Annotated in this window: 14 protein-coding genes and 2 pseudogenes; 11 read left to right on the forward strand and 5 right to left on the reverse strand. The window is 69.2% G+C overall.

The window, feature by feature from the left end; all coding sequences use genetic code 11:
• Positions 1–474 (forward strand): hypothetical protein (locus RCG67_RS15605; protein WP_368827585.1); only part of this gene is annotated, 474 nt, incomplete at its 5' end.
• A 498-nt stretch (positions 475–972) separates the two neighbouring features.
• Positions 973–2,361: an ArnT family glycosyltransferase gene (locus tag RCG67_RS15610; RefSeq protein WP_368827587.1), complete on the forward strand. Its 1,389-nt coding sequence runs from the start codon at positions 973–975 to the stop codon at positions 2,359–2,361.
• Positions 2,362–2,401: 40 nt separating this feature from the next.
• Here RCG67_RS15610 and RCG67_RS15615 read toward each other — a convergent pair whose 3' ends face one another.
• Entirely contained in the window at positions 2,402–3,124 is a 723-nt protein-coding gene (locus tag RCG67_RS15615) for a sirohydrochlorin chelatase (protein WP_368827589.1), read from the reverse strand.
• A gap of 134 nt (positions 3,125–3,258) precedes the next feature.
• Here RCG67_RS15615 and cobA point away from each other — a divergent pair, with 134 nt between their 5' ends.
• From cobA to RCG67_RS15640, 5 genes are all read left to right on the forward strand, one after another.
• Entirely contained in the window at positions 3,259–4,281 is a 1,023-nt protein-coding gene (gene cobA / locus RCG67_RS15620) for a uroporphyrinogen-III C-methyltransferase (protein ID WP_368827591.1), read from the forward strand.
• Positions 4,271–5,122, forward strand: a complete 852-nt coding sequence (locus RCG67_RS15625) for a uroporphyrinogen-III synthase (RefSeq protein ID WP_368827592.1) — start codon at positions 4,271–4,273, stop codon at positions 5,120–5,122. Before cobA ends, RCG67_RS15625 begins: the two co-directional genes overlap by 11 nt.
• Before the next feature lie 445 nt (positions 5,123–5,567).
• Positions 5,568–6,221: a deoxyribose-phosphate aldolase gene (gene deoC, locus RCG67_RS15630; RefSeq protein WP_368827594.1), complete on the forward strand. Its 654-nt coding sequence runs from the start codon at positions 5,568–5,570 to the stop codon at positions 6,219–6,221.
• A 119-nt stretch (positions 6,222–6,340) separates the two neighbouring features.
• On the forward strand, positions 6,341–6,781 hold the full coding sequence (locus tag RCG67_RS15635) for a hypothetical protein (RefSeq protein WP_058873403.1): 441 nt from the start codon (positions 6,341–6,343) through the stop codon (positions 6,779–6,781).
• A 191-nt stretch (positions 6,782–6,972) separates the two neighbouring features.
• Positions 6,973–7,419 (forward strand): hypothetical protein, encoded by a 447-nt coding sequence (locus RCG67_RS15640; protein WP_368827595.1) that lies wholly within the window; start codon positions 6,973–6,975, stop codon positions 7,417–7,419.
• Between the two features lie 108 nt (positions 7,420–7,527).
• Here the strand turns inward: RCG67_RS15640 and mfd are convergent, their stop codons facing one another.
• Positions 7,528–11,247 carry a transcription-repair coupling factor gene (gene mfd, locus RCG67_RS15645; RefSeq protein WP_368827597.1) on the reverse strand — a complete coding sequence of 1,240 codons (3,720 nt, stop codon included), beginning with the start codon at positions 11,245–11,247 and terminating at the stop codon, positions 7,528–7,530.
• A 291-nt stretch (positions 11,248–11,538) separates the two neighbouring features.
• On the opposite strand from mfd, the gene RCG67_RS15650 reads away from it, so the two are divergent.
• The 3 genes and pseudogenes from RCG67_RS15650 to RCG67_RS17645 all read left to right on the forward strand — a co-directional run.
• Positions 11,539–12,036, forward strand: coding sequence for a DUF2505 domain-containing protein (locus tag RCG67_RS15650; protein WP_368827599.1), 498 nt, complete (start codon positions 11,539–11,541; stop codon positions 12,034–12,036).
• Positions 12,037–12,180: 144 nt separating this feature from the next.
• Positions 12,181–13,473: a Na+/H+ antiporter NhaA gene (gene nhaA / locus RCG67_RS15655; protein WP_368827600.1), complete on the forward strand. Its 1,293-nt coding sequence runs from the start codon at positions 12,181–12,183 to the stop codon at positions 13,471–13,473.
• Positions 13,474–13,557: 84 nt separating this feature from the next.
• A pseudogene (locus RCG67_RS17645) lies at positions 13,558–13,768 on the forward strand (IS982 family transposase); the annotation flags it as partial.
• 18 nt (positions 13,769–13,786) lie between these two features.
• On the opposite strand, the gene RCG67_RS15660 reads toward RCG67_RS17645, so the two are convergent.
• The gene (locus RCG67_RS15660; RefSeq protein ID WP_368827601.1) at positions 13,787–14,284 is read right to left on the reverse strand and encodes a hypothetical protein; all 498 of its coding nucleotides are present in this window, start codon (positions 14,282–14,284) and stop codon (positions 13,787–13,789) included.
• Between the two features lie 249 nt (positions 14,285–14,533).
• Here RCG67_RS15660 and RCG67_RS15665 point away from each other — a divergent pair.
• Positions 14,534–15,831 (forward strand): annotated as a pseudogene (locus RCG67_RS15665) (IS110 family RNA-guided transposase).
• Between the two features lie 110 nt (positions 15,832–15,941).
• Here RCG67_RS15665 and RCG67_RS15670 read toward each other — a convergent pair.
• Together RCG67_RS15670 and RCG67_RS15675 are read right to left on the reverse strand one after the other, a co-directional pair.
• A complete protein-coding gene (locus tag RCG67_RS15670) occupies positions 15,942–17,381 on the reverse strand; it encodes a glycosyltransferase family 39 protein (protein WP_368827603.1) in 1,440 nt (479 codons plus the stop codon).
• 310 nt (positions 17,382–17,691) lie between these two features.
• Positions 17,692–18,855, reverse strand: a complete 1,164-nt coding sequence (locus tag RCG67_RS15675; RefSeq protein WP_368827604.1) for a glycosyltransferase — start codon at positions 18,853–18,855, stop codon at positions 17,692–17,694.
• Between the last annotated feature and the right edge of the window lie 60 nt (positions 18,856–18,915).

Here is an 18,915-nt window from a genome sequence, read left to right on the forward strand (position 1 = left end):
GTGCTGTGCGCCGTGGTGATCCTCGGGCAGAACTACCAGGCGTTCATCGGCGACATGGACCTGATGGCCGCCGCCTCGGCCTACATCGGCCTGCCATCACTCGCATCCATCGTGCAATACAGCGTCACGGATCCAAGAAATGGCAGAGACTCCACAAATATTGAAGGGAACACACCAAATCCCTGCCGACCGCTCGAACCGCGACGGCGGCAAAAGGAACGCGTGGATTCGCCAGCACGTAGCTCTCCATGCCAGGACATTGCCGATGCAAAGACTATAGAAATGCATATTCACATTCTTGGTCGGGCGATCTCGGGCGTTGGTCGAACGCACGACAGCCATGCCAGCGGCCAGGTCCTTGCTTCTCCAAACCTCGCTGGAACAAGACACCGTTTGGGTCAAGCACACGAAATCACCGGAGCTGAGGCACCCGGGCATGACAACGCGCAGTTCATCGTCCGTGAGAGCCATTGACACCTCGGCTTGGAATCGATGGGCATGCCATGCTCGGAGCGTCGCAACTCTGCCATCTCTTCATCGCTCGCGATGCACAAGGATCAGGATGACGAACCGGACGACCATGGAATGCCCCCCGCAGCCGCGGACCAGCACGGAAAGGTGCTGCCGTGTGCACCGCCCATGGCGCCACCTGCTGCCCAAGCCTCTCCATGACAAATGCACCGGTGTTCTCACGACACCCGCAAACGCATCCCTCCACCTACACCGCGACGAACTCGTCGTTCACGGGACAACGGACGCAGATCCGGTCGAGTCGCCCCGATCTGCTTCCGACGGAGCAACCAGCGGCCCTTTGGCGAGGATCTGGAACCGAAGCAAGGAAATTGACACGTGAGTACATCTGGGATGGCATGTCCGGCAGAGAGACCCGCGGCACGAGCGGCTGGAGCCGAACTCGCTCCTTCCCGCCTTGGCCCTCTGACGCGCCGATGGATGCAACGCCTGGCCGTACCGTTGCTGGTCTTCCTCCAAGTACTCCTCTCTCTGAACCTCGGCAATACGGCGTTCGAGGACGAGGCTCTCTACATCCAAGCGGGCAAGGATCTCCTTGCACACTGGCAAACCGGCGTTGTGGCACCCGACTACGGTGTTTTCTTCTCCGGAGCCCCATTGGCCTACCCGTTGCTGGCCGGGTTCCTGGACCGCATCGGAGGGCTGGAGCTGGTGCGAAGTTTCAGCATGGCTTGCATCGTGGTAGCGATGCTCAGCACTCGGGCCACCGCCGCCCATGTATTCAGTCAGAGAGCCGGGGACCTTACCGGCTTCGCCTTCGCGGTGACGGGTCCGGTAGTGTTTCTCTCCGCCTTGGCCACCTTCGACGCCCTCTGCCTTATGCTGCTGTCAGTGGCACTGCGGCTTGCGGTGACGCAAACGTCGCGCAGCTCGGCGGTGCTGGTGGGTCTCGCGCTTGCCGCGGCAACAGTCGTCAAGTACACAAGTGCTGTCTTCCTACCCGTGGTACTGGCCATGGTTCTGGTAGCAGCCGGCCGACAGACGGGCAGAAATCGCTTAGTCCGGTTCTTGACCGCCGCGTTGGTGACGGCGGTAGCAATCGGTCTTCTCTACGGCCTCTGGGGCAGAGAAGTCCATGACGGTATCGTCCTCACCACTGCCAGTCGCGAGGTGTTGAACCCGACCCCAAATTCGCAGCTGGCCGGGTACTTTGCCCGGGACATCGGCCTACTGACCTTACTTGCACTGGTCGGCGGTTACTCCTTGATTCGATCGCTGCGGTCCGCTCTCCTTGTTTTGTTGTTATTCACAGGTGCATTCGCGCTAGTGCTGAGCCACCTACATCTGGGAGAATCCGTGTCTTTCGAAAAGCATCTGGCCTACTCAGCCTTGTTCCTGGCACCGCTGGCGGGCCGGTCGCTGGCGTATCTTGCAAAGTCGACGATGCACATGATGCTCCTGGCGGCTCTCATGGTTGTGATGCTCGTTTCCGGAACGTCGCGCGCTGGCGGGATGTACCAGTGGCCGAACGTGGAACCAGTGGTTGCGGTCGTCATGGCCGAGAACCCAGAAGCTGGCATGTATCTTTCAACGCAGGCATATCCGCTCAGGTACCACACCTGGGACGAGCATCCGGAGATCCAGTGGGTGCCCCACTACAACATCGCTGCGAGCAGCCCCGAGGCGATACGGCAGTCCGTGGAGGATGGGACGTACGAGATGTTCGTGTGGTCCGCGGACAGCGCCGGCAGCTCCGCGGAGGATCCTCAAATAGCCGTCCTTCGGCAGGCCGTGCAAGACAGTCCACGCTACAGACTCGTCACGGAGCCGTTCAGAGCGCCGGCGTGGGGAGGGGAACAGGTCTGGCACGTCTACGAGCTGAAGGGTTGACGTCAATCAAGAACCGCATCCTCTTTCAACCTCGGTCGGCTCAAGCCACCGAGCGGTAGCGGGAGACCACCACGTCCACGAGCTCGGGCGGGACCTCCCCCTCGGACACGGCCAGCGGCTCGGTGTCCACGTCCGCGCCCGCCTTCCGCGACAGGTCCAGGAAGTAGCCGGGGGCCAGCAGGTAGTTGGCGACGACGACGCGGCCCTCCTCCGCCAGGCCGGCCCGGGCGTCCGCCACCGCCTCGGCCACGCGGGGGCGCGCGGCGGCCAGGTAGGACACGGTCACGGGCCGGGACAGCTCCTCGGCCAGCTGCTCCGCCACCGTGGCGCAGTCGGCCACCGCGCGGCGGTCCGAGGACCCGGCCGTCGCCAGCACCACGGCGTCGTGCTCCCCCAGCGGCGTCCCGGCGGCCGCGCACGCCTCGTGCACCCGCCGGGCGAGCAACCGGGCGAGCGCCCGGTCCGGGCCCAGGGCGGCCGAGACGCGGTGCAGGTCGTCGGCGGCCACCGCCTCGGCCACGTCCACGTAGACGTGGTAGCCGGCGGAGAGCAGCAGCGGGACCACCACGGCCGGGCGCCCGGCGTGCTGCTCGGTGCGCTCGGCGAGGTCCGGGGTCTGCACGTCCACCCAGGTGGGCACGACCTCGACGTCCGGCAGTTCGGCGGCCACGGCGTCCACAAGGCGCTGCACGGCGGTGCGCCCGGCCGGGGAGCGGGTGCCGTGGGCGCAGGCGAGCAGGACGGGGGGCTCGGTTCTCGTCATGGCCCCCAGCCTACGAGCGGGGCCCGGGGAAGGACGCCCGCGTCATGCGGCGTCACGGGCGCAACCGTGCTGTAACACGCGTGCCGCATCCTGGTAGGGACGCACGACCCCCCGCCCGCCCCCTGGAGGACCGCATGCTGCTGACCGCCGACCTCACCGACGTCCCGGTGCTCGTCCTCGGCGCCCCGGACCAGACCCGGCGCGCCCGGCACCGCTACGAGGCGGCCGGTGCCGCCGTCCGTTCCGTGGCCGAGCCCGCGCTGCTCGGCCCGGCGGACCTGGTGGGCGTCGCGCTCGCCGTGGTCGTCGGCCCGGCGGCGCAGCGCTGGCGCGAGGCGCTGCGCGCCGCCGGCGCCCGGGTGCCCGTGGTGCAGGAGCCCGCGGCCCGCACCGGGGGCCGTGTGACCCTGGTCGGTGGAGGCCCGGGCGCGGACGACCTGCTCACCGTGCGCGCCGTGGCGGCCCTGCAGGACGCCGACGTGGTCTTCGTCGACCGGCTCGCGCCCTCGGGTGCGGTGGCGGCCGCGGCCCCCGGCGCCGAGATCGTCCCGGTGGGCAAGACCCCCGGCCACCACCCGGTCCCCCAGTCGCGGATCCAGGACCTCATGGTGGAGCACGCCCTGGCCGGACGCTCGGTGGTCCGGCTCAAGGGCGGGGACCCCTACGTCTTCGGCCGCGGCGCCGAGGAGCTCGCCGCGTGCGCCGCCCACGGCATCCCGGTGGACGTGGTCCCAGGGATCACCAGCGCGGTCTCGGTGCCGGGCGCGGCCGGGATCCCGGTGACCTTCCGCGAGGTGTCCCGGATGTTCACGGTCGCCTCCGGGCACGTGCCGTTCTCCGAGGCGGAGCTCGCCCACTTCGCCGGCCTCGGCGCGGGCGGGGGCACGCTCGTGGTGCTCATGGGCGTGGCCACCCTCCCCCACCTCGTGGCCGGGCTGGTCCGCAACGGCGCCGATCCCCGCACCCCGCTCGCGGTGGTGGAGCGCGGCTTCACCGACCGGCAGCGCTCCACGATCACCACCCTCACCGACGCGGTCGCGGACACCGCGGCGGCGGGCTGCGGCTCGCCCGCCGTCGTCGTCGTGGGCCCCGTGGTCCGCCTGGCGACCGCCGAGCGGGACGCGTTCCTCGCGGAGGTCACCGCCCATGGCTGCTGAGGACCTGCCCCTGGCCGGACGGGTGGTGGGCGTGACCGCGCACCGCCGCTCCGAGGACCAGATCGCAGCACTCGAGCGCCGCGGCGCCCGCGTGCTGCACGCCCCCGCCCTGCGCGTGGAGCCGGTCGGCGAGGACGCCGGGCTCGCGGCCGCGTCCCGGGCGATGTTCGACGCCCGTCCCGACCTGGTGCTGCTCACCACCGGCTACGGGCTGCGGCGCTGGCACGACGCCGCGGTGGCCCAGGGCTTCGACGCCGACCTGCTGCTGTGCCTGCGCGAGGCCGCCGTCTACGTGCGCGGGCCCAAGGGCCGCGGCGCGGTGCGCGGCCTGGGCCTCGAGGACGCCGGCATGTCCGCCGACGAGACCACCGCCGGGCTCGTGGACCTGGTGCTGGCCGAGCACGGCGGCGACCTGACCGGGCGCACCGTCGGCCTGCAGCTGCACGGGATCGCGGACGCGGTCCAGCGCCGCCGGCTCACCGACGCCGGGGCCCGGGTGCTCACCGTGACCCCCTACCGTTGGGCTCCCGCCGACGACGCCGGGCAGGTCCCGGTGCTCGTGCGCGAGGCCGCGGCCGGGCGGGTGGACGCCGTGACGTTCACCGCCGCCCCGGCCGTGGACGCGCTGTTCAGCACGGCGGAGGAGCTGGGGCTGCACGAGGAGCTGCTGGCCGCGTTCCGCCGTGGGATGCTCGCCGCGACCGTGGGGCCCGTGACGGCCGCGCCGCTGCTCGAGCTCGGGATCGACCCGCTCGTGCCCGAACGGTTCCGGATGGGCGCGATGCTCAAGCAGCTCACGGAGGCCCTGGCCGGCACGGACACCGGCGACGACGCTCGGTAGCCGCTCCGGCCGCCGCTGGACGCGGCGGGTGCTCGGTGCTGGAGACGTCACGGGTGCCCTGGCGGCACGCCCCGGTTGTCGGCATGGCGACCGTGGTACGGGAGCCGTTCCACCGGCGCGCAGTCGTTCGCCGGCTCGCCACGGGTCAGGACGATTGCGGGGGCGCGCCGGGGCGGGGGTCAGGGGAACCGGGGGTACCCCGACGCACCCCTGCGACCGTTCGGCCACCGCCGTCGTCGCAGGTCAGGCGGACCTTGGTTCGCCGTGCACTGAATGTAGCACTCCCCGCCGGATTAGCGAACACTTTCCTGATGTAATGGTGACGGAACGGTCACGGTCCGCGCACCGAGCGTGCCACCGGGTCCTCCGGCCGACGCTCCCCCGGGTCCGGCCAAGGCGGCCGGTAGGCTGGGCGCGACCCGCCCGACCCGTCGAAAGGCCGCCCGTGACCACCCCTCAGCTCGCCTCCTACGTCGACCACACGCTGCTCAAGCCGGAGGTGTCCCGCGAGCAGATCGCCACCCTGTGCGCGGAGGCCAGGCAGTACGGCTTCGCCTCGGTGTGCACCAACCCGGTGTGGACCTCCTTCGTGCGGGAGCAGCTGGCGGGCAGCGACGTGCTGACCTGCGCGGTGGTCGGCTTCCCGCTGGGCGCCTCCGCCACGGAGGTCAAGGCGTTCGAGACCGCCACGGCCGTGGCCGCCGGGGCGGACGAGATCGACATGGTCATCGACATCGCCGCCGCCCGCGCGGGCGAGCGCGAGCGGGTCGAGGCGGACGTGCGCGCCGTCGCCGAGGCCGCCCACCGGGGCGGGGCCCGGCTCAAGGTGATCATCGAGACGTGCCTGCTCAGCGACGAGCAGAAGGTCCTCGCCTGCCAGGCCGCCGTGGCCGCCGGCGCGGACTTCGTGAAGACCTCCACCGGCTTCTCGACCGCCGGGGCCACCGTGGAGGACGTCCGGCTGATGCGGGAGACCGTGGGCCCGGACATCGGCGTCAAGGCCTCCGGCGGGATCCGCACCCGCGAGGACGCCCTGGCGATGATCGAGGCCGGCGCCTCCCGGATCGGCGCCAGCAGCGGGCCCGCGCTGCTCGGCTGAGCCCGCCGCGCCCCGCGGGCCGCACCCCGGCGGGCCGCGCCCGAGCGACTAGACTGACCGCGAACGCCTCCGCGGCCGCCCGTGACCGGCCGCCTCCCACCGCCAGAAGGATTGGAACCATGGCCAACCGAGCCCAGTCGTCCACCAGCGTCTCGGAGGACGCCTCGCCCCGCGCTCGCAGCGGCGGCGCCGCCGTCCGCTCCCACTCGGGCCAGGGCCGCACGGTCAACAACCTCGTCTTCCTCGTGCTGTGCATGGCCATCATGATCGGCAGCTTCATCGCCTTCGCGAGCTACCCGAACAGCCCCCTCGTCTGGATCATCGGCCTGGGCCTCTACGCCCTGGCCCTGCTCGTGCCGGTGGGCATCCTGCAGACGAGCACGGCGAAGAGGGCCGAGGGCGGGCGCACCCTCGCCATGGACGTCCCCCCGACCACGGAGGTCGCCGGCACCCCCACCACCGCCGAGAGCTTCCCGGACCGCCCGAGGGACATCGGCGCCCGGGACGCCGAGGTCCGCTCGGAGCACAAGGACGACACCCTGGGCAAGGCGACCCAGTAGCCCGGCCCGCACGACGACGCACGGGCCCCCTTCCGCGACCCGCGGGCGGGGGCCGTGCGCGTTCCCGGCGAGAGTCGCCGGTGCGCACGGGGAGGGTCCGGGGTGTCGGCCCAAACGACTAGACTGGACGCGAATGCATCGCGGCCCGCCCGTGGCCGGCCGCCCCCCAGATCGCCAGAAGGATGGGAACCATGGCCAACAGAGCTCCGTCGTCCACCAGCACGTCCGCGACCGGAGCGTCGACCGGCCGGAGCGGCGGCAGCAACGCCACCGTGCGCTCGCACTCCGGCCAGGGACGCACGGTCAACAACCTGCTCTTCCTGGTGGCCTGCATGGCCATCATGATCGGCAGCTTCATCGCCTTCGCCAGCTACCCCAACAGTCCCCTGGTCTGGTTCATCGGCCTGGGCCTCTACACCCTGGCGCTGCTCGTGCCGGTGGGCCTCCTGCAGTCCAGCACGGCGAAGAGGGCCGAGGGCGGGCGCACCGTCGCCATGGACGTCCCCTCGACCACCGAGGTGCCCGGCGTGGACCGCACCGCCGCCGCGTTCGACGACGGCCCGCGGGACGCCCGCGAGCGCGACGCCCGCACCGCCGCCGTCCACCACCACGACAAGTACGGCAAGGCCACCGAGTAGCACCTCGCCGGCAGCACCACCTGTCGTCTCGAGGGCCCCCTCCCGCACCGGGAGGGGGCCTTCGCACGTTCCGCGATCCGGACCGGCCGCCGCTGTCCCGGTGGCGGCTCAGGCCGTGGCCGGCTCCTTAGCGAAGACCGACTCGACCACGCCGCGCGCCCACGCGAGCACCGCGCCGTCCACGAGGTCCTTGCCGCCGATCCGCTCGGTCTTGGGCTTGGGAATCAGCACCTGGGAGGTGTCGGTGCCGGGCACCGTCTTGAGCTGCGCGCCCGGGTAGAGGCGGGTGAGCCGCATCTGCCGGGACTCGGGGAGATCGGCCGGGGCGAAGCGGACCATGTTGCCCTGGGCGGCGACGTCGGTGAGGCCGGCGGCGCGGGCGGCCACCCGGAACCGGGCGACCTCGAGCAGGTTCTGCACGGGCTCGGGCACCTCGCCGTAGCGGTCCACGAGCTCGGCGGCGACCTCCTCGATCGCCTCCTCGGTGGCGGCGTTGGCGAGGTTGCGGTAGGCCTCCAGGCGCAGCCGCTCCCCCGGGACGTAGTCGTGCGGCAGGTAGGCGTTGACCGGCAGCTCGATCTTCATCTCGGTGGGCCGCTCGTCCTCCTCGCCGCGGTACTCGGCGACGGCCTCCCCCACCAGGCGCAGGTACATGTCGAAGCCCACCCCGGCGATGTGCCCGGACTGCTCCCCGCCCAGCAGGTTGCCGGCGCCGCGGATCTCGAGGTCCTTGACGGCCAGCTGCATGCCGGCACCGAGCTCGTTGTGGGCGGCGACGGCCTTGAGCCGCTCCAGCGCCGTCTCGGAGAGCGGCTTCTCCGCCTGGTACAGGAAGTAGGCGTAGGCCCGCTCCCGGCCACGGCCCACGCGCCCGCGCAGCTGGTGGAGCTGCGAGAGCCCGTAGCGGTCCGCGCCGTCGACGATCAGGGTGTTGGCGTTGGCGATGTCCAGTCCGGTCTCCACGATGGTGGTGCACACCAGGACATCGAACTTCTTCTCCCAGAAGTCCACGATGATCTGCTCGAGCCGTGACTCGGACATCTGCCCGTGCGCCACGGCGATCCGCGCCTCGGGCACGAGCTCGGCGATCTCCTTGGCCTTGCGCTCGATCGAGGACACCCGGTTGTGGATGTAGAACACCTGGCCTTCGCGCATGAGCTCGCGCCGCACGGCGGCGGAGACCTGCTTGTCGGTGTAGGCGCCCACGTAGGTGAGCACGGGGTGGCGCTCCTCCGGCGGGGTGGCAAGGGTGGAGGTCTCGCGGATGCCGGTCAACGACATCTCGAGGGTGCGCGGGATCGGGGTCGCGGACATCGCCAGGACGTCCACGTTGGTGCGCATCGCCTTGAGCTTCTCCTTGTGCTCCACGCCGAAGCGCTGCTCCTCGTCGATGACCACCAGGCCGAGGTCCTTGAACTGGACCTCCTTGGACAGCAGCCGGTGGGTGCCGATCACCACGTCGATCGTCCCGTCCCTGAGCCCGGCGAGCGTCTCCTTGGTCTCCTTCGCGGTCTGGAACCGGGAGAGTGCGGCCAGGCGCACGGGGAAGCCGGAGAACCGCTCGGTGAACGTCTCGGCGTGCTGCTGGGCCAGCAGCGTGGTGGGCACGAGCACGGCGACCTGCTTGCCGTCCTGGACGGCCTTGAACGCCGCGCGCACGGCCACCTCGGTCTTGCCGTAGCCCACGTCCCCGGAGATCAGCCGGTCCATGGGGACCTCGCGCTCCATGTCCGCCTTGACCTCGTCGATGGTGGTCAGCTGGTCCGGAGTCTCGATGTAGGGGAACGCCTCCTCGAGCTCGCGCTGCCACGGGGTGTCCTCCCCGAAGGCGTGGCCGCGGGAGGCCATCCGCGCCGAGTACAGCCGGATCAGCTCGTTGGCGATGTCCCGGACGGCCTTCTTGGCGGCGCGCTTGGTCTTGTTCCAGTCCGTCCCGCCCATCTTGGACAGGGTCGGGGTCTCACCGCCCACGTAGTTGGTGACCTGGTCGAGCTGGTCGGTGGGCACGAACAGCCGGTCCCGCGGGCCGTTGCGCTTGGACGGCGCGTACTCGAGCACCAGGTACTCGCGCACGGGCTTCGGCTGCCCGGGCTTGATCATCGCCCCGGCGATGGGTCGCTGGATGAGCTCCACGAACTGGCCGATGCCGTGCTGCTCGTGCACCACGAAGTCGCCCTGGCTCAGCGCCAGGGGGTCCACGGCGTTGCGCTTGCGCCGCACGGGGAGCTTGCGCATGTCCTTGGTGGTGTACGGGCTGGCCTTGCCCAGCAGGTCCGCCTCGGTGAGCAGCACGATCTGCGGACCGTCCAGGGCGAAGCCCTTGCCGGCCACGGCGGTGGTGAGCTCCACGATCCCGGGCTGCGGCTCCTCGGCGAGGGACTCGCGGCGGGCGGCCGGGATCCCGGCCTCGTGCAGCAGCTCCGCGATCCGGGCCAGGGGGCCGGGCCCTTCGGTGACGGCGACGACGCGCCAGCCGTCGGCCACCCGTCCCTGCAGGAACTCGAGCATCGCCTCGACGTCGCCGTGGAAGCCCAGCGGGTCCCGGGCGGCCACGGTGAGGGTGTCGGCGTCCGAGTCGATCAGCGCGATGTCCTCCGCGGCGGTGTCGGCGTCCACGTCCTGGCCGGCCACCGCGTTGACGTTGAGCGCGGTCACGGCCCACCAGCCGAGACCGGTGCCCAGCGCGGTGGCCCGGGCCTCGGCGAGGGTCTGGAAGGACCCGGAGGCCAGGGTGCGCCCTTCGCCGTCGTCGGCCCGGACGGCCTGCTCGGCGGAGCTGATGTCGATGGGCGCGGACTGCCCGTCCGAGGCGGAGTCCCAGGCGGCGAGGAGGAACTCCTCGTTGGTGGCCACGAGGTCGTGGGCGCGCGTGCGGACCTTCTCGGGCTCCATGACCACCACGAGGGAGCCGGGCGGGAGCAGGGAGAGCATCGGCACCATGCCGTCCACGAGCAGGGGCGCCAGGGACTCCATGCCCTCCACGTAGATGCCGCCGGCGATCCGCTCGAGCATCGACTCGGCCCCGGGCAGGGAGTCCTTGAGCTTCGCGGCCCGGGACATCACGGACGGGGTGATGAGCACCTCGCGGCACGGCGGGGCCACGAGCCGGTCCGGGTGGTCCCCCGTGGTCAAGGTGCGCTGGTCGGCGACGGCGAACCAGCGCAGCTCGTCGACCTCGTCCCCGAAGAACTCGATGCGCACCGGGTGGTCCTCGACCGGGGAGAAGACGTCGATGATCCCGCCGCGCACGGCGAACTCCCCGCGCCGGGTGACCATGTCCACCCGGGCGTAGGCGGCCTCGGCGAGCGCGCTCACGGCGGTGTCGAAGTCGAGCTCCTCCCCGCGGGCGAAGCGCACGGGGTCCATGTCCCCCAGGCCTTCGACGACGGGCTGGAGCACGGAGCGGACCGGGGCCGTCAGCACCCGCAGCGGGCGCTCGGGGTCCCGGCCGGCCAGCCGGCGCAGCACGTCGAGGCGGCGGCCCACGGTGTCGGAGCGCGGCGAGAGCCGCTCATGCGGCAGGGTCTCCCAGGCCGGGAACTCCGCGACCTCCTCCCCCGGCAGGTACGCGCCCAGCGCCGCGGCGAGGTCCTCGGACTCGCGGCCGGTCGCGGTCACGGCCAGCAGCACCGGGGCGCGGTCGTCGGCCGGAGCCGGGGCGTCGTCGAGGGAGCCGCGCAACTGGGCGGTGAGCACCGCGCGCATCCCGTCCGGGGCGCTGATCACGGTCTCGGCGCTGCGCTCCCCCGGCGGCAGGCCGGCCTGGGTGCGGAGATTGGCGAAGGAGCGCTCCGCCCCGAGGGCGGCGAGCAGTCCGGACAAGGTCATGGGGAAGCAGTCTCCTGGGACGCTGAGTGGGGTGCTGGTGGAGCACAGAGGCTGTCGGAGCCAACGTTCGCGGGTCCCAGCTTACTCCCGGGCCCCGACAGGGCCCGGGTCCGGAGCGGAGGCCCCGCAGCGCAGGGCCCGGAATGCTGGGCTCACTGCCCACGGCCCGGAGGCCCCGCGGCGCAGCGCCCGGCCTCCGGGACCCGGTGCCCACGTCCCTGAGGCCGGGCGCCCGCCTACCATGGGGGCACGCAACCGCCGCTGCCCGTCCGCCGTCCCGAGGAGCCCTCCATGGCCGTCACCGCCTCCACCACCGTCCCCGCGCCCGTCGACCAGGTCGTGGTGACCTTCTCCGACGAGGAGTTCATCCGGCACGTGACCCACCGGGCCGGGGCCACCCTGGAGTCGGTGGAGGTCGCCGGGGACGTCGAGGCCCAGTTCGCCGTGACCACGGTGCGCAACATGGCCGCGGACCGGCTGCCCGAGATGGCCCGGAAGTTCGTGGGCTCCTCGGTGCAGCTCACCCAGGTGGACACCTATTCCACCGCCGACGCCGACGGGATCCGCGTGGTGCGCACCGAGATCTCCGTGGCCGCCCTGCCGGTCTCCGGCTCCGCGACCCAGACCCTCACCCCGCAGGGCGAGGCCACCGACGTGCACGTGCACTGCGTGGTGAAGGCCAACATCCCGTTCGTGGGCAAGATGGTCGCCGAGGCCGCCGAGCCGTTCATCGGCAAGGCCCTGTCCCTGCAGTCCCAGGAGGCCGAGGCGTGGCTCGCCGGCCGCTGAGCCACTGACCCGCTGGCCCACTGCCCCACTGCCCCACTGCCCCACTGAAGCCTCTGCACGTCTTTCCCGGCGGAATGGTCTGCGCGCCCCCGGCGCAGTCGTAGACTGACCCTGTTTTTTCCGATGACGAACAGGAGTCCGACCGTGAGCGCAGTCGAGAAGGACGAGCACGGGCCCGGGCTGGGCAACTTCCTCCGCAAGGACCTGGTGGGGGGCGTGCTGCTGCTGGTCGCGATGCTGTCCGCGCTGGTGCTCGCCAACACCCCGGGGGGCGACTGGTACTTCACGCTGCGGGACACCCACATCGGCATCGACTTCCCGGGCCTGGACCACACCGTGGGCGAATGGGCCTCGGAGGGTCTGCTGGCGATCTTCTTCTTCCTCGTGGGACTGGAGCTCAAGACCGAGTTCGTGGACGGCGAGCTGCGCAACATCAAGAAGGCGATGCTCCCCATCGCGGCGGCCTTCGGCGGGGTGATCGTCCCGGCGCTGATCTACGTGGCCGTCAACCGGATCAACAACGCGGACCCGAGCACCATCGACGGCTGGGCGATCCCCACGGCCACCGACATCGCCTTCGCGGTCTCGGTGCTCGCCGTGGTCGGGGCATCGCTGCCCGTGGCCATGCGCACATTCCTGCTGACCCTCGCTGTGGTGGACGACCTCATCGCGATCGTCATCATCGCCTTCGTCTACACCGACGGTGTGCAGGGCCAGTTCCTGCTGCTGGCCCTGGTCCCCCTGGCCCTGTTCTACTACCTCACCCAGCGCTTCATGATCTTCTTCCTGACCCGGCCCTGGGCCGCGTGGGTGATCCTCATGCCCATCGGCGTGCTCACCTGGCTCTTCGTGCTCGAGGCCGGCGTGCACGCCACCATCGCCGGCGTGCTGCTCGGGTTCATGGTCCCGGTGCTGCACGTGAAGCCCCGGGTGATCCGCGGCGACGTCCCGGAGCTGGGCCTCGCCCCGATGCTCGAGCACCGCTTCCGGCCGCTGTCCAACGGCCTGGCCATCCCGGTGTTCGCGTTCTTCGCCGCCGGCGTGGCCGTGGGCGGAGCGAACGGCGTGGCGGAGTCCCTGACCGATCCCGTGGCGATCGGTATCGTGCTGGGCCTGGTGGTCGGCAAGCTGGTCGGCATTTTCGGTGCCGCCTGGCTGATGGACCGGTTCACCCCGGCCACGAAGGACGACGACTACACCTGGCTGGACCTGGGCGGCCTCGCCCTGGTCGCCGGCATCGGCTTCACCGTCTCGCTGCTCGTGGCGGAGCTGAGCTTCGGCACCGGCAGCCCGCACAACGACCACGCGAAGGTTGGAATCCTCACCGGCTCGGCGATCGCCGCCGTCATCGGCGGCTCCCTGCTGGCCGTGCGCAACACCCACTACAAGAAGCTACGCCTCCAGGGCGTGGAGGTGGACAAGTTGGACGCCGCCTAAATGAGTGGTTACAAGGGGTCTGGCGGAATAGGGCGAGGGTGCCAAAAATCGGCATTGCTACCCAACGCGACCCTGGAGGTTTTCCTGGACGCCGATCTGGATACCCTCGCCACCGCACTGTACGTGAGCGCGAATGAGCTGTTGAAGCCCCATCCCGAACTCGCCCCGGCCCGCCCATCGACCGGGATCGCCCCGCGGATCACCGACGCTTCAGCTGGTCACGCTGGCAGTGTTGCAAGCCCTGGGCGGCTACACCAGCGAAGCTCGGTGGTTGTGCCATTTCGATCAGCGCTTTCGCATCAACCATGCCCCATCATGAGAAGCCCGCAAGCATGAACCAACCGTCGAGGAGCCGCACCACCACCGAATGTGCGACAGAGCCGATAACTGGACAGACCCGAACCAGGCGATCCCGGGCAGGCTCGGGGGATCGGGGTGCTTCGTCGTCGCTGCTGCTGCCGGTCGAGAACTGCTCCAGCAGAGCCGAAAGTTTTCCCTGTACCTCGACCACCCACTTGGCCGTCTCCAGTTCCTCGACCAGGCGCTGGTTCTCCTTCCGCAACCGGACTGCCTCCCGGGCGGCAGGATCGGCCGGGGCCGGGCCCGAGGACCTGCCCAGCGCCTCCAGGGTCCCTGCATCGCGCTGGTCGCGCCAGGAGCTGATCAGCGAGGTGTACAGACCCTCCCGGCGCAACAGGGAGCCCTTGCCGGCACGGTCACAGGCTTCGTACTCGGCGAGCACGTCGCGCTTGTACTTCGCGGTGTAGGTCCGCCAGGCGCGCCCGCTCGGGGACCTCGGGATCGGGAACATCGTTCATTGCTCCAGCCTGCCCGGAACCGGCCGCCTGCGTCACTGCCCTGGTCCTCAGGGGAACTCCCGTTACCTTTCTCGTGACCCATCCGTCCCGCAGGATGGAGGGGTGTTGGCCGGCCGGTTGCCGGCATCATCGTTTGCCCCCAGTCACCCATGATCGAAGGCGGTGTTGTCACCGAGGGCCGGTCCGTTGGTCACGGATCGCTGGTAGAGGCGAGAACTTCTTGGGGGACCTTCGTAAGATGGATGCCGAGCGTGACCACCTCCCCGGCCGGCCAGCACGCGCAGATGCCAGCGCAGCAGAAGGGATGGGTCCTTGTCGGAGCGACCACTGCCGGCGGTGTTCGTCGGCCTCGACGTCGGCAAGTCCGACCACCACGCGGTGGGCGTGACAGCGGCCGGGAAGACGGTCTATGACAAGGCCCTGCCCAACGACGAGGCCCGGCTGCGGGCCATTCTCGAGGAGCTGGCCGCCGAGCACGGGCCGGTGCTGATGGTCGTGGATCAGCCGGCCACCATCGGGGCGCTGCCGGTGGCCGTCGCCCAAGCCACCAACGGCGTACAGGTGGCCTATCTGCCCGGGCTGGCAATGCGTTTCGATCGCTGACCTGCACCCGGGCACGGCCAAGACCGACGCCCGCGACGCGGCCATCATCGCCGAGGCGGCCCGGACCATGCCGCACACCCTGCGCAACATCCGGGTCGACGAGGCCCAGATCGCCGAACTGGCCGTACTGGCCGGCTTCGACGACGACCTCGCCGCCCAGATCACCGCGACCTCGAACCGGCTGCGAGGCATGCTCACCCAGATCCACCCGGCACTGGAACGGGTGCTGGGGCCGCGGGTCACCCACCCGGCGGTCGCCGATCTGCTGAGCCGCTACCCGACCCCAGGAAAGCTGGCCGCGGCCGGGCGCGGCCACGTGCGGGCGAGACTGAAGAAGCACGCCCCGCGATTGGCCGAGCCCCTCACTGGAGAGATCTTCGACGCTCTGGAGCAGCAGACCGTCGTGGTCGCCGGCACCGAGGCCGCTGCCACCGTGGTCCCGATCCTGGCCGGGCAGCTGGCCTCTCTCACCACGCAGCGGGCGCAGGTCGCCGCGCAGGTCGAGGCCCTGGTGGAGGCCCACCCTCTTTCCGAGGTCCTGACCTCGATGCCCGGGGTAGGGGTCAGGACCGCCGCGAGGATCCTCACCGAGGTCGTCGGCAAGGAGTTCCGAGATGCCGGGCACCCGGCCTCCTACGCCGGGATCGCCCCCGTCACGAGACGGTCGGGAACCTCGGTCCGCGGCGAACACGCCCCCAGGGACGGGAACAAGAGACTGAATCGGGCGCTGTTCCTCTCGGCCTTCGCCTCGCTCCACCATGCCTCGTCACGGGCTTACTACGACCGGAAACGAGCCCAGGGCAAACGCCACAACCAGGCGATCATCGCCCTGGCCCGCCGACGGACCGACGTCCTGTACGCGATGCTGCGCGACGGCACCCTCTACCAAGACCCCACCCAGCCCCAGACCCCATCACCGGTAGCACTGGCCGCTTGACGAAAACCATAGAGGCACCCCCCGCCCTCGAGACACTGATCAGGACTCTCCTGGTGCCTCACTCAAGGCTGACAGACAGGGCGAAGCCACCGGTAGGGTGGAGCCCCCTCTCATTCGTTCTGCACTCGGTGCACGCTCCAATCGCCGATCGTTCGCACCGGCACGGAATTCTCCAAGGCCTCGCCTGCCATGTCCAGGTCGAGGCTGTCGATCGACTTCCGAGTATGGGGTCCCACGACGATCCAGTCGATGGCATCCGCGCCTTGGGGGTGCTCGATCAAGAACTGTGGGTCCAGGTCCGCTTTCTCAGTCGGTACCACCGTCCACGTGCCGCTGCTCTTGTCGGCGTGGAGTTCTTTCCACATGACGGCAGGCACCAGGACGGTGTCCTTCGGCGGTATCTCGTTCGCGACCCACTGCAGTGTGCTGGCCCAATCCCTATTGGCTTCACGGGTCAAGATCATCCTGTTCTGCTCCAACCACTGTGGAACCGCCATCAGCACGAGACCGGCGGCGATACAGAGCGCGGCGGTGAGTTGGACCCAAAGTCGGGTCGGCGCCCCCAAAGCAATCGTGTGTTTCTCCATCCATCTCCAGAGCAGGTCCAGAGAGGCCCCGATCGCCAAGGCCAAAAAGGGCAGGACGCCGATGATGTACATACCCGGCAAATAACCGATGCCGGCCACAATCGGCACCGTAAAGGAAGCAACGGCGACCATGATCCACGCGGTCCTGCGCTGCGCGAGGCATATCAGGCCGGCGACAGCGCCAGCCCCGACGAGATACTCGTCGTAATACAGCCAACCATTGAGCAGATCGAAGCGGTCGGATTCGGAGTCCCAGATCGAGCCGGATCCCGAACGGTCCATGAAATGGTATGCCAAAGCGTCCTGAAGGGATACTCGGTCAGATCTGGCCCACAGCTCGCCGGACAGGATCGCCATGAGGGGATAGAAGCTGATTACCACACCGCCGACGGCCAGGAGACCCACGACGGAAAACCGGCGATTGGACCACATAGGTCTGTTCAGTAGCGCAACGAGAAGTGCAGGGCCGAATATGGCCAAGGTCTCTTTTGAGAGCACCGCGAGAGCGAAGAATGCTCCAGCCCAGATGTGGTGCCACAATGCTGCGCGAGGAGACATCGTCATCCAAAAGGCCAGGAGCAACCAGGGGATGCCGACATTGTCCAAAAAGACCTGTCGACCGAAAACGAGCGACAAGGGCGAGAGGATGAAAACCACCGTGCTCAACGCTGCAAAGGGCCTGTAGATGTCCAGGCGGCGGGCGATGAGATAGATCAGCAGGGCAGTGGCCACGAAGAACGGGGTGATGGCATAGCGGGTAGCGCCGATGTAGGTGCCGTCACCGAGTCCCAGCGCGTGTGGTAGCCAAGCCAGCGCGCCCAGCTGGATCCATCCGAGCGGCGGATGTTCGTAACGGTAGGTGTAGGGCGCGAGCTCACCCTCCATCACGCTGAAGGCCTGAGCCGTGTATGTGCCTTCGTCCTCCATAAGGACCGCAGCTCCGTTGAGGTTCCACAGGCTCATCAACACAGCGGCTGTGCCCAGCGCGGCCAAGGTCAAGCAGTCGTACCAACTGGTGGATCTGGCCAGGAAAAACCTGGCCCACCTGTCGCGGTCATGTCCGTTCGGCGGGAACCAACGTCGATGCTCGCGGTGGGGCTTGTGTTCGGGGACTGACTGCCCCGGCCTAGGTGCGGGGGGTGCCATGGTGGCGTTCATGCTGCAACCGGCTTTCCGACTTGCTGTGCATAGTCCTTGTGCATGTGCGAGAAAGGGTGTCTTCTGTGGCTGTGACTTCGCCTCGGAACTTGACCGACACGGTTCATTTCCCATCTCATGCGGGTGGCATGTCTGCCTGCTGGCGCCTGGGGACGGGAATCACGCCGAAACGGGACTGATGGACAGCGGCCTGGAAAACCGGGGAAGCATGGGCCACGCCGTAGACGACCCGAGCATGGAACAGATAGCGGAGCAGGAAGGCTACCGCCAGGGTCCCTGCTTGGGCGACCAAACTAGCCATGCCTCCGTACTCGACCAGAGCCCACAGGACGGGAAGGCGGGCCGCCGCATCGACATTGTTGAAGCCGAAGGACTGCAGAAAACGTCGGCGTATTGGGTGCGCCTTGTCGCGGTCAGCGTGGAACACCATGCGTTCCTGCATCAAGAAATTGGTCAAGATGGTGGTCTCGGCCGCGATGACGGCCGCCGTCACATAATGGACTTCAGCGAAGACAAGCACACCCATGATGAGCAAGTTCAGCACGGCCCCGATTGCGCCCACGAGACCGAAACTGGCGATTCGGCCGAATCGTAGACTGCCCAGCTGGCGGATGAAGCGCATACCTTCCCCCAAGGTTGCCTTGGACTCTCCGGCGAACCGCTCCCCAAAGATGAAGGGCACTTCCACGACGCGCAGGCTGTTGCGGGCTAAAATTTCCAGCAGGATCTTGAACCCGGTGGGTTTCAGGCAGTCCACCTGTACTGTCGAGCGGCGAAAACCGAAAAATCCGGTCATAGGATCGCTGCACTCCTTCAGCCGCACGGGGAAGAGGCTCCTGGTGAGCAGCGTAGAGCCGGAAGAGACCAGTCTCCGCGTTCCATTGGACAGTCCAGCGGCGCTGCCTCCGTTGACGCAGTACCTGGAGGCGACCACGACGTCCGCGCCGGACTCCTGCAAGCGTGCCAGGATGACGGGGATCATCTCGGGTGGGTGCTGAAGGTCCCCGTCCATCACCAGGGCGTAGACCGCCTCGCTGGACCGGATGCCCGCGATGACGGCCCCGCTCAGGCCTCCGGTCGGAACTTCACGATGGATGAGACGCACCGGCATGGCAGAACCTGACGCCACGTTCAGAATCGCTTGTGGGGTGGCGTCGTGGAAGTCGTCCACGAAAACGATCTCGGCATCGATCCCCAGGCAAGCCGCTTCCGTCCTGCGGACAAATTCGGCGATGTTCGGTGCCTCATTGAAGGTGGGCACGATGATGGACAGTTCCATGTTGTTCTTCCCCTCGCACACGACGCCGGTCGTTCCGTATGGACCGGGTTGATCAGATGG

Origin of the sequence: Kocuria cellulosilytica, assembly GCF_040981245.1 — a bacterium.
Taxonomy (GTDB): Bacteria; Actinomycetota; Actinomycetes; order Actinomycetales; family Micrococcaceae; genus Kocuria; species Kocuria cellulosilytica.